This window comes from Rhodococcus opacus B4, from assembly GCF_000010805.1.
Classification (GTDB): Bacteria; Actinomycetota; Actinomycetes; order Mycobacteriales; family Mycobacteriaceae; genus Rhodococcus_F; species Rhodococcus_F opacus_C.
On record NC_012522.1, the window covers coordinates 5,561,116 to 5,572,190 of the forward strand.

The 11,075-nt window shown below is 68.7% G+C and carries 10 protein-coding genes; 5 read left to right on the forward strand and 5 right to left on the reverse strand.

Features of this window, described 5'->3' with window-relative positions:
* Position 1: 1 nt before the first annotated feature.
* Complete coding sequence (locus ROP_RS25540) at positions 2 to 898, reverse strand: AurF N-oxygenase family protein (protein ID WP_015888895.1); 897 nt, start codon at positions 896 to 898, stop codon at positions 2 to 4.
* A 114-nt stretch (positions 899 to 1,012) separates the two neighbouring features.
* Entirely contained in the window at positions 1,013 to 2,575 is a 1,563-nt protein-coding gene (locus ROP_RS25545) for an MFS transporter (RefSeq protein WP_015888896.1), read from the reverse strand.
* Between the two features lie 90 nt (positions 2,576 to 2,665).
* Between ROP_RS25545 and ROP_RS25550 the strand changes: the two genes are divergently transcribed.
* Positions 2,666 to 3,337, forward strand: coding sequence for a TetR/AcrR family transcriptional regulator (locus ROP_RS25550; protein ID WP_043826801.1), 672 nt, complete (start codon positions 2,666 to 2,668; stop codon positions 3,335 to 3,337).
* Positions 3,338 to 3,540: 203 nt separating this feature from the next.
* Here ROP_RS25550 and ROP_RS25555 read toward each other — a convergent pair whose 3' ends face one another.
* Positions 3,541 to 4,593, reverse strand: coding sequence for an adenylate/guanylate cyclase domain-containing protein (locus ROP_RS25555; RefSeq protein ID WP_043826802.1), 1,053 nt, complete (start codon positions 4,591 to 4,593; stop codon positions 3,541 to 3,543).
* Positions 4,594 to 4,734: 141 nt separating this feature from the next.
* On the opposite strand from ROP_RS25555, the gene ROP_RS25560 reads away from it, so the two are divergent.
* Positions 4,735 to 5,451: a DUF6319 family protein gene (locus ROP_RS25560; RefSeq protein WP_015888899.1), complete on the forward strand. Its 717-nt coding sequence runs from the start codon at positions 4,735 to 4,737 to the stop codon at positions 5,449 to 5,451.
* 120 nt (positions 5,452 to 5,571) lie between these two features.
* A complete protein-coding gene (locus tag ROP_RS25565; RefSeq protein ID WP_015888900.1) occupies positions 5,572 to 6,225 on the forward strand; it encodes a S1 family peptidase in 654 nt (217 codons plus the stop codon).
* Between the two features lie 68 nt (positions 6,226 to 6,293).
* Here the strand turns inward: ROP_RS25565 and ilvD are convergent, their stop codons facing one another.
* Together ilvD and ROP_RS25575 are read right to left on the reverse strand one after the other, a co-directional pair.
* Positions 6,294 to 7,988: a dihydroxy-acid dehydratase gene (ilvD, locus tag ROP_RS25570; RefSeq protein WP_015888901.1), complete on the reverse strand. Its 1,695-nt coding sequence runs from the start codon at positions 7,986 to 7,988 to the stop codon at positions 6,294 to 6,296.
* Between the two features lie 72 nt (positions 7,989 to 8,060).
* Positions 8,061 to 8,627: a TIGR03086 family metal-binding protein gene (locus ROP_RS25575; RefSeq protein ID WP_015888902.1), complete on the reverse strand. Its 567-nt coding sequence runs from the start codon at positions 8,625 to 8,627 to the stop codon at positions 8,061 to 8,063.
* A gap of 84 nt (positions 8,628 to 8,711) precedes the next feature.
* Between ROP_RS25575 and ROP_RS25580 the strand changes: the two genes are divergently transcribed.
* Together ROP_RS25580 and ROP_RS25585 are read left to right on the forward strand one after the other, a co-directional pair.
* Positions 8,712 to 9,710 carry an aldo/keto reductase gene (locus ROP_RS25580; protein ID WP_043825312.1) on the forward strand — a complete coding sequence of 333 codons (999 nt, stop codon included), beginning with the start codon at positions 8,712 to 8,714 and terminating at the stop codon, positions 9,708 to 9,710.
* A gap of 45 nt (positions 9,711 to 9,755) precedes the next feature.
* Positions 9,756 to 11,033, forward strand: a complete 1,278-nt coding sequence (locus tag ROP_RS25585; protein ID WP_015888904.1) for an MFS transporter — start codon at positions 9,756 to 9,758, stop codon at positions 11,031 to 11,033.
* The last annotated feature ends 42 nt before the right edge of the window (positions 11,034 to 11,075 follow it).

Sequence of the window (11,075 nt, forward strand, 5' to 3'; positions counted from 1 at the left end):
TTCAGAGGAGATGGACCCTCTTGTAGAGGCGCTTCGACGGGCCGCCGACGAGGCCGACGCCATCGAGGAACTGCATCAACTTGGAACCGGACGTCCGGACGGTGTCCTTGTAGTGCTGGTTGCTCTTGGCCTCGGCGGCGGCCCGCTTCGGGTCGAGGCCGGCGTTCTCGTAGACCTCCTTGCGGATCATGCTCTTCATCACGAAGTACACGACCGCGGCGGTGTTGAGGCGCTCGATCTGGAGGCGGGCCCAGCTGGCGCCCTGGATGCGCCGGCCGACCTCTTCGCGGGCGAAGCGGATGTGGCGGGCCTCTTCGAGGACGTGGATCTTGCTCACCGTGCGGGTGATGGGCTGGACGCGCTCGTCCTTCATGAAGTCGCGCTGCATCATGTCGAGGATCTCCTCGGCGGCCATGACGCTGGCGTACGCGTTGGCTCCCCGGAAGAAGCCGCCCCAGATGCGGCCGAGCTTGTGGATCACCGGGTGCGGGCCGTAGCTCGGCATGTTCAGGCGTTCGCCCGCGCGGGCGAACATCACCGAGTGGCGGCATTCGTCCGCGACCTCCGTGAGGGCGAACTGGACGTGGCGGGAGTGCTTGTCGCGGCCGTACACGTCGCGCAGGAGCATCTGCATGAGGAGGATCTCGAACCACAGCCCGACGCTGGAGACGCTGGCGGCCTCGTGCTTGGTGAGTTCGATCTTCTGCTCTTCGGTCATCTCGTCCCACAGGGCCGTGCCGTAGAGCGTGCTCCATTCGGGGGTGAGACCGAACTTGTCGTCGGGAATCGGTGCTTCCCAGTCGACCTCGACCATCGGGTCGTAGGACTTGCGTGCCGACGACGCCAGCAGGCGCTGGGCGGTCTCTTCGCGGTCGGAGACGACGATCGATGCGGTCATCACTACCCCTTGATCTGTGACTGGTTGATCTGTGATTGGGCGGTCAACTAACTGTGACATTCAGTTACTGATACTGAACGATACAGCGACGGCAGTCACAAGGGCAACGCCCGCTCAGTCGACGTCGGCCAGTTCCTTCGGCGATTCCGCCTTCGGGGTGGAACCCTTCCGCCCGGGCGCCCACACCGCGAGCAGCAGAGACGCCGCGAACAGCACGCAGGCCAGCACGACGGACGCCTCGTCGAAGCCCTTCAGGAACGAATCCCGGGCGAACGTCGCCAACTGCTCACCCTGCGGGCCCGCCACGTCGGCGACCTGCAGTGCCGCCGCCAGCGAACTCGATACCGGCTCCTTCGCGACCTCCGGAACGGCGTCGACCGCGGGCTGCACGTGTCGGCCGTAACCCGCGGCCAGGACGCTGCCCGCGAGTGCGACCCCGATGGCCGAACCGATCTCACGCGCGGTGTCGTTGACGGCCGACGCGACACCCTGCTTCTCGTCGGGAGTGTTCTGCACGATGGCCGCCGTCGCGGGCGCCGTGCACAGTCCGATACCGAACGCGGCCACGATCAGCGGACCGCACACCTCCGCGTAACTCGAGTGCGCGTCGAGCCGCACGAGCAGGAGAATGCCCAGGCCGAGCAGCGCGGAGCCGGACGCGAGCAGCGGCCGGAGCCCGACGTGCGGGACGAGCATCGGCATGACCGCGGACATCGCCACCACAGGCACGGCGAGCGGGGCGAGCGCGAGCGCCGATTGCAGGGGGGAGTAGTTCAGTACCAGTTGGAGGTACTGAACGAGCAGGAAGAACAGGCCGAGCGAGGCCAGGAATTGGAGGAGCAGCGACATCGACCCCGAGCCGAAGGCGCGGTTGGCGAACAGCCGGACGTCGAGCAGGGGGTGTTTTCTGCGGAGTTCCACGAGGGCGAACGCGGCCGCGGCGGCGAGGCCGCCGACGAGCAATCCGAGCACGGCGGGATCCAGCCAGCCGCGCTGCGGTGCCTCGATGGTTCCCAGGACGAACAGGCCGACCGCTGCGGCAATCAGCCCGGTGCCGGGCAGGTCCAGCGGTGGGCGCTCCGACTCCCGGGACGAGGAGATGGTGAAGCCGGTGACGAAGATCAGCGCGGACACCACGGTGAGGCCGATGAAGATGGCGTGCCACGACCACTTCTCGAGCAGGAATCCGGAGACCAGCAGGCCGGCGATCGCACCGGAACCGGCGACGCCCGACCAGATGCCCACGGCCCGGCCCCGGTGCGCGGCCGGAAAACCGGCGGTGAGCAGCGACAACGTGGCAGGCATGACGAGGGCGGCGCCGACGCCGGCCATTGCCCGGGAACCGATGATCCACTCGGGGGCGTCGTTGACCAGGGGGATCGCAGTGGAGGCGCCGAAGATCAGCAGTCCGATCATGAGCAGCCCGCGCCTGCCGTACCGGTCGCCGAGCGCGCCTGCCGGAAGCAGCAGGGCGGCCAGGGTGAGGGTGTAGCCGTCGACGATCCACGTCAGCTGGCGCTGTGTCGCACCTGTGTCGCGGGCGAGGTCGGGGAGCGCGGTGTTGAGGGCCGCCATCGCCGCGACCACGAGGGCGACGGCGCAGCACGAGACCGTGAGCATCCAGATCTGCCGGAACGTCCAGCCGGTGGCGATGTCCTGCGGGTCCCGCGAGCGCACGATGTGTCCCCTCCGTGGAAGTAACGAGACTGTCAGTATCGTTGGTAGACTGGTAGTTCACAAGTGGTCGGGCAGCGGCAGGAACGGGCGGTGCAGATGAGTGAGCAGGATCCCCGCAGGCAGCGCTCCCGGGCGCGGCTTCTCGACGCCGCGACAACTCTCCTCGCGAAGGGCGGCACGGACGCCGTCACCATCGACGCCGTCACCAAGCTGGCGAAGGTGGCTCGTGCCACGCTCTACCGACACTTCGACAACGGCACCGAACTGGTGGCCGCGGCGTTCGGGCGGCTGATTCCGCCCGCCCCCACGGTGCTCGCGGACGGCGACCTCCGGGACCGGCTGGTCGAACTGATGGTCAGTCAGGCGTCGCTCATCGAGAGCGCCCCGATGAACGTGACCGCGATGTGCTGGCTCGGCATGGGCCCCGCGCTGGACGACTATTCGAGCGCGGACGCCGTCGACGCGGACAAACCGGAACTGCGGACGCTGCGGCAGACGATCGTCGCGCAGTACCGGGCGGCGTTCGACCAGGTCTTCGGCACACCCGAGGCGGCGGAACGCCTCGGCGAATTCGACTACGACCTCGCCCTCGCCCAGCTCATCGGACCGCTCGTCTTCACCCGGCTCGCCACCCTCACCCCGCTCGGACGCGCCGCGTGTGAGCAGATCGTCGACGACTTCCTCGCCGCCCGCGACGCGCAGGTCGAAGCCGGTGCCGGCCCACCCGCGCTACGCGAGATACCGCCTGCTCAGGCGTTATGACGTCGACAGCTTCGGCTGTCGTCATTACCGTGGCAGTGCGCGCGGCACCCGATGCCGCGCCTGTCGAATGAATGGTGTGGGAAGGTTTCTCGATGATCACTGATGCACTCAACTGGCTCCTCGGCGCGTGGGGCGGCGTCGCCGCGGGAAGCAGCGGATACTCCATCCCGCCCGGAACCCTTCCCTTCGGAAGCTGACGGTCGTCAGGCGTCCCGGTTACGGCGCAGCACGAACTGTTCGAGCCTGCGTATCCCTCGAACGCGTCGTGGGCGTAGCTGTTTGAGGTAGTAATCGGGCGCCTCGGCGAGTTCGTCGGCGAGTTCCTCGTCGATCAGCACCGTGCCGGGACGCGCCGAACCGGTGAGTCGCGCCGCGGTGTTGACGACGGAACCGTAGAGGTCGCCGAACCGGACGAGCACCGGACCCATCGCGAGACCGACCCGCAGTTCGGGGTCCGTCTCGTCCGGCAGGACCCGCTCCTGGAGTTGCAAGGCGATCTCCGCCGCATCGGCCGGCGATTCGACGGCGAACATCACCTCGTCGCCGACCGTCTTCACCACCCACCCCTGATGCCCGCCGATCACCGTCGTCGACGCCGACTCGAAGCGTTCCAGCAGGTCGGCGAGGTCCCGCGCTCCGAGTTGACGCGTCAGGGACGTGTACCCGACGATGTCCGCGAACCCGACCACCAGGTTGCGGCTCGCGACCTCCTCGCCGGGATTGCCCACGTTGCGGCCGGTGGTCGAGGCGACGTGCCTGCGCCACACGTACGCCTGCAGCGACTCGACCGCCGGAAGGATCTCGGCGGTGAGCCCCCGCACCTGCTCCCGGATCTCCTGCTCGTCGCTGTCCGCCGAACCCGCGAGCTGATCGACGATGTGCGTACTGATCAGCGACACCTGCCACTCGGCGAGCCGCGACAACGACTGACCCAGCGCGCGGGCCGCCGCCACCTCCCGCTCCGGTGAGATGATCCCGCGGTCGACGAGCGACGCCATGGTCCGCAGCGCGGCGGCGTCCCCCTCGGTGAACATGACGCTGTCCGGGTCGATGTCGACCGCGAAACCCATCGACACCCACAGGCGGTCCGCCCGCTCGAGGGACACACCCGCGACGTCGGCGATCTCCGCCCGCGTGTAACGGCGGGGCCCGCCCAGAAGCGACTCCTCGAGATCGGCCTGGACGTCGCGGAGCAGGGTCGGTGAGATCTCCGCCGGCGTTGCCGCCTCGTCGTTCTCCGGTGCTTCCGAGGTCACGTTGTTCCTCTCGCTACGTTCGATTCGCACGCCCTCGATCTTCCACTGCGCGAGCCCGTCCGATGGGGAAACGTCGGTGGCGTGTGCGAGAGTTGCGGTGCGCACGAGCGTAACCAGGAGACAGACCAGAAAGGACAGCGCATGCCGCCCCGTAGACGTTCCGGCGCCGCCGCACCGGATCACCTGACCGCGGAGAATCTCGAGACCCTCGCTGCCGCGATCGCGGAAGGCAAGCGGGCCACCGTGTATCTGCGCGAGGCCATGCCCAGCCTCGGGCTCGAGGCCGGAGCCTCGGCGAAAGTCATCTCCGTGCAAGGCAATACGGTCCAGATTCGCCCCAAGGGCGTCGACGACGAGCTCCCCTTCGAAGCCGAGGAGCTTCTGATGAGACGAATTCCGGCGCCCAAGCCGGCGACCGCCGCCGCGTCCGCCCCCGCGGCGCCGGTCGTGCACCAGGAGATCGAACCCGGTCCGCCGCCCGCCCCCAGGGCGCCCGCGAAGAAGACCGTCGCGGTGCCGCAGCCGGCCGCCGCCGCGGTCCCGAAACCCGCCGCGGCACCGGCCAAACGCACCGGCAGGAAGGTGCCCGCGGGAGTGAGTGTCACCATCCACGCCGGCGCCGACAACGACTGGAGCGTCACCGTCGCGCACGGAGCCAAGCGCCCCGGCAAGGCCGTCCCCGTGTCTCCGGACGCCGTCGAGCGAGCGGTTCGGGAACTCGGCGAGGAGACTGCGATCGAGGCCGTCGAGTCGATCATCGTCGCGGCCCGCAACCTCGCCGCGGCCAGGGTCGACGAGCTGAGCCGGCAACTCGAGGACGCCCGCAAAGCGCTGGAGGCCCTCGGCGCGAGCGACTAGCGCCCGGACGAGCAACGGTCGCGGTCCCTACATCGGCATTCCCCCACGCAGGGCTTGTGCGGGTGGGATTCTTATGGAGAGACACGCGGCCGTCGGGGCTCATCCGGGAAGGTTCGAAAAATGTTGAAACGATTCGCGGCGGTTGTTGCGGCGACAGCGGGAATTCTGGGATTCGTTGCGGCAGGGACCGCGACAGCAGCTCCGGCCGCCGTGCTGGGGGGCGGTTCGGGGATCGTGGTGAACGACGAACTCGTCTGTTCACTCACCACCATCGGACACGACAACGCGGGCCGGCTCGTCGGTCTGACGGCGGGACACTGCGGTGAGGTCGGCTCGTACGTGGTGCCCGAGGCCAGTCAGGACAGCGGCATCGTCGGCGAGTTCGTCATCTCCAACCCCGCGCTCGACTACGCGGTGATCCAGTTCGATCCGGCGAAGGTCGTCCCGGTCAACCGGGTCGGCGGCGTCACCATCACCCGGATCGGCGCACCGGCAGCCTTCCCGCAGGTGGCGTGCAAGGAAGGCCGGACCACGGGCAACACCTGCGGCATCGTCTACGGCGACCTCATGCAGACGGGGGAGACGTGGACCCAGGCCTGTGTGATCGAGGGTGACTCGGGCGCACCGATGGTCGTCGGCACCACCCTCGTCGCCATGGTCAACGCCTACCTCGCGGCCCCGTGCATCGGCCCGGAGATCGGCACCAACCTCAACTCGATCGTCAACGACATGAACGCGAACGCCGGTCCCGGTGCCGGGTTCCGGCCCATCTAGGCGCCTCCGGCGCTCGTGCGCCTTTCTGGTTGTCCTGGCTACCAGAAAGGCACACGGGCGCGAAGCGCCTACCCGCAGACCGCGCCGCCCGAGGCCGAACCGACGAGCTTCGTGTACTTGGCCAGGACCCCGCGGGTGTAGCGCGGGGGCAGCGGCTCCCACCCGTCCTTGCGGCCGGCCAGTTCCTTCTCGTCGACGAGCAGTTCCAGCGTGCCCGTTCCGACGTCCAGGCGGATCTGATCGCCGTCGCGGACGAACGCGATGGGACCGCCGTCGACGGCCTCCGGCGCCACGTGCCCGACGCACAGGCCGGTGGTGCCACCGGAGAATCGCCCGTCGGTGAGGAGCAGGACGTCCTTGCCGAGGCCGGCCCCCTTGATGGCGCCGGTGATCGCGAGCATCTCGCGCATCCCGGGACCGCCCTTGGGGCCCTCGTAACGGATGACGACGACGTCGCCGTTCGTGATGGTGCCGTCCTCGAGGGCGTCCATCGCGGCGCGCTCGCGTTCGAAGACGCGGGCCGTGCCGGTGAAGACGTCGGAGTCGAACCCGGCGGACTTCACCACCGCGCCGCCCGGGGCGAGGGAACCCTCGAGGATCGTGATGCCGCCGGTCGGGTGGATCGGCGAACTCATCGCGCGCAGCACCTTGCCGTCCGGGTCGGGCGGCGCGATGTCGGCGAGGTTCTCGGCCATCGTCCGGCCGGTGACGGTCAGGCAGTCGCCGTGCAGCATCCCGGCGTCGAGGAGGGCCTTCATGATGACGGGGACGCCGCCGATGTGGTCGACGTCCTTCATCACGTGCTTGCCGAACGGCTTGACGTCGGCGAGGTGCGGGACGCGGGCGCCGACGCGGGAGAAGTCGCCGAGGTTCAGTTCCACTCCGGCTTCGCTGGCGATGGCCAGCAGGTGCAGGACGGCGTTGGTGGAACCGCCGAACGCCATGACCACGGCGATGGCGTTCTCGAACGCCTCCTTGGTGAGGATGTCCCGGGCGGTGATGCCGCGGCGGAGGAGTTCGACGACGGCCTCGCCGCTGCGCCTCGCGAACCCGTCGCGACGGCGGTCGGTGGCCGGCGGGGACGCGCTGCCGGGCAGCGACATGCCCAGCGCCTCGGCGGCACTGGCCATCGTGTTGGCGGTGTACATGCCGCCGCAGGCACCCTCGCCGGGGCAGATGGCGCGCTCGATGGCGTCGACGTCCTCGCGGCTCATCAGTCCGCGCGAACACGCGCCGACCGCCTCGAACGCGTCGATGATGGTGACGTCGAGTTCGGTGCCGTCGGACAGTTTGGCGATGCCCGGCAGGATCGACCCCGCGTAGAGGAACACGCTCGACAGGTCGAGGCGGGCCGCGGCCATCAGCATGCCGGGCAGCGACTTGTCGCAACCGGCGAGCAGCACCGACCCGTCGAGGCGTTCGGCCTGCATCACCGTTTCCACACTGTCGGCGATCACTTCGCGCGACACGAGGGAGAAGTGCATGCCCTCGTGTCCCATCGAGATGCCGTCGGACACGGAGATGGTGCCGAACTCGAGGGGATACCCGCCCGCCGCGTGGACGCCGTCCTTGACGGCCTTCGCGAGCCGGTCGAGCGAGAGGTTGCAGGGGGTGATCTCGTTCCAGGAGGAGGCCACGCCGATCTGGGATTTGCCCCAGTCGTCGTCGCCCATCCCCACCGCACGGAGCATGCCGCGTGCCGCGGTCTTCTCCAGTCCGTCGGTGACGTCGCGGCTGCGGGGTTTCGGATCCGGGGTATTCATGGATCCCAGCGTAGGCGGGACCCTCGGCGGCGGTTGGCTAAATGCGTAGGCGGGACCCTCGGCGGCGGTTGGCTAAATGCGTTGCCGGGGATCGCGACCGGTCAGGGCGATCAGGCGATCCTGCAGCGGCGCGTCCCCGGGAACGTCGACGGGGTCGGCGAACAGCCCGCTCTCGGAGAGCATCTCGCGTTGGTCGTCGAGATCCGACCAGACGCCGGCGACGAGTTGCGGGTCGAGTGCGTCGTCGGATCCGGTGGCCACGGCGAGGTCCCAGGCGTGGATGGTGACGTCGGCGGTCTGCTGCCGCAGGTACGGCTCGAGCGGCACCGTGCCGTAGGACAGGTGCACGTGCGTCTGCCGATCGGTCGACGACCACGCGCGGATGGCCGCGTCCGAGTACCGCTGCCATTCGGCCCGCATGTCGCCGTGCAGGGGCTCGATGTCCGGGGTCGCCTCGCCGACCGTCTTCCCGGCGAGCAACGGGGGAACCCACTGCTGTTCCTCGATGACGTGCCGCACGAGTTGGGTGACGTCCCACTCGCGGTCCGGTGTCGGCGCGGACCAGTCGGTGATCGCGGCGACCCGCGCACCGAACTCGCGGTGGGCGATGCGGGCGAGTTCGAACCAGTCGAATGCCATGCCTTCAGGGTAGAGGCAGCCGGGTCACGATCAGCGCGATTCCAAACGATGCACCGGTCGGGGTGCTCGGGAAGGATGGGGCGCATGACCAACATCCCCACCGTGCAGTTGTCCGAAGGCCTCACCGTCAGCGCGCAGGGCTACGGCGCCATGTCCGTCGCCCCCGTGTACGGCCCCGTCGACCCCGCGGAGGCGCTCGCGACCCTCCACCACGCCATCGACATCGGAGTGACGTTCATCGACACGGCCAACGTGTACGGCGACGGCGCGAGCGAGATCGCGGTGGGCACGGTGCTGAAGGAACGCCGCGACGAGGTGCAGCTGGCCACCAAGTTCGGTCTCGTCGGCAACATTGCGAACGGCAGGCGCAGCATCAACGGCAAACCCGAATACGTGGGGCAGGCGCTCGACGAGTCGCTGAGCCGGCTCGGAGTCGACACCGTCGATCTCTACTACCTGCACCGCGTGGACCCCGAGGTGCCCATCGAGGACACCGTCGGCGCGATCGCGGAGCAGGTGAAGGCCGGAAAGGTCCGCCACATCGGACTGTCGGAGGCGACCGGCGACGAGTTGCGTCGCGCGTCGCGGGTGCATCCGATCGCCGCGATTCAGAGCGAGTGGAGCATCTGGAGCCGCGACGTCGAGAAGCACGTGGTTCCGGCGGCGGCGGAACTGGGCATCGGCTTCGTGCCGTACTCGCCGGTCGGCCGCGGCTTCCTCACCGGAACGTACGACCCGGCCGTGCTGGGCGACAAGGACCTGCGCCGCCGGTTCCCGCGTTTCGGGGACGACGCGCTGCCGTCGAACCTGAAGGTGCTCGACGTCGTCCGCGAGGTGGCTGCCGAACTCGACGCGACGCCCGCCCAGGTGTCGCTGGCCTGGCTGGACGCGAAGGGCCGGGAGTTCGGGTTGCCGTCCGTGTCGATTCCCGGCACCCGGTTCGCCGCGCGTGTGACGGAGAACGCAGGCGCCCTCGCGCTCACGCTGACCGAGGGGCAGATCGCGCGCCTGGACCTGCTGGCGGACCTCACCGTCGGCGAGCGCACGGCCGATCCGACCTGGGTGTCGCTGGGCCGCGAGTGACTTCAGTCAGCGGGTAATACCTGCTGGCGGGTAGTTTGATCTGCGATGAGCAGAGTGTGGTTGGTGTGGGGCGTCGGGGTTGTCGCATATATCGTCGCCGTCCTGCATCGAACCTCGTTCGGTGTGTCGGGCCTCGCGGCGTCGGAACGTTTTTCGATCAGTCCGAGTGTGCTGTCGAGCTTCGTCGTACTCCAGATCGTGGTGTACGCGGGAATGCAGATCCCGGCCGGCGTGCTCCTCGACCGGTACGGATCGCGGGTCATGATCTCGGCCGGCGCCCTCATCATGGCGTCGGCGCAGATGATCCTCGCGCTCACCGAATCGCTGCCGCTGGCCGTCGCCGCGCGGGTGCTGGTCGGCGTCGGCGACGCGATGACGTTCATCTCCGTGCTGCGCCTGGTGCCCCAGTGGTTCGCGCCGCGGCGGGTCCCGCTCGTGTCCCAGCTGACCGGCATCTTCGGTCAGATCGGTCAGATCCTGTCGGCGCTGCCGCTGATGCTCCTGCTGAACGGGCCGGGCTGGAGTTTCGCGTACGGCAGTGCGGCGTCGCTCGGGTTGCTGTCCTTCGTGCTGGCCGTGTCCGTCATCCGCAACGCCCCGCCCGGTCTCGAGGTGGTGGCCGCACCTGCCGGACTGCGGGAGGTGGGAACGCAGATCCGCGCGGTGTGGCGGCGACACGGCACCCGGCTGGGCTTCTTCACCCACATGGGCACGCAGTTCTCGATGACGACGTTCGCCCTGCTGTGGGGTGTGCCGTACCTGAGGTCGGCGCAGGGGTTGTCGGCGGCCGAGGCCGGTTCACTGCTCACCCTGTCGGTGATCTCGGCGATCGTGGCCGGGCCGATCATCGGCATCCTCAGCGGCCGGTTCCCGATGCGCCGCTCGTATCTGGTGCTGGCGATCATGATCAGCAACGCGGCGATGTGGACGGTCGTGCTGGCGCTGCCGGGTCCGGCGCCGATCTGGTTGCTGGCGCTCCTGGTGATGGTGATCTCGGTGGGCGGCCCCGGGTCGATGATCGGCTTCGACTACGCCCGCATGTTCAACCCGAGCACCAGCATGGGAACCGCGCAGGGAATGGTCAACATCGGCGGATTCCTGGCGTCGTTGCTGGTCATCCAGGTGATGGGGCTCATCCTCGACGCGATGGGCGGGTACTCGTTCGACAGCTTCCGAGTGGCCTGGCTCGTGCAGTATCCCGTCTGGATCGTGGCGATCACGGGGGTTCTGGTGACGCGGGGGAAGACGCGAAAGCAGATGGGATTGGTGCTGCGGCCGATCCGGCAGGTGTGGCGGGAGCGGGGCGATCGACCGAAGGGCTAGTTACACTCTTACATGATGTGTAACACTATAACGCATGAGCAA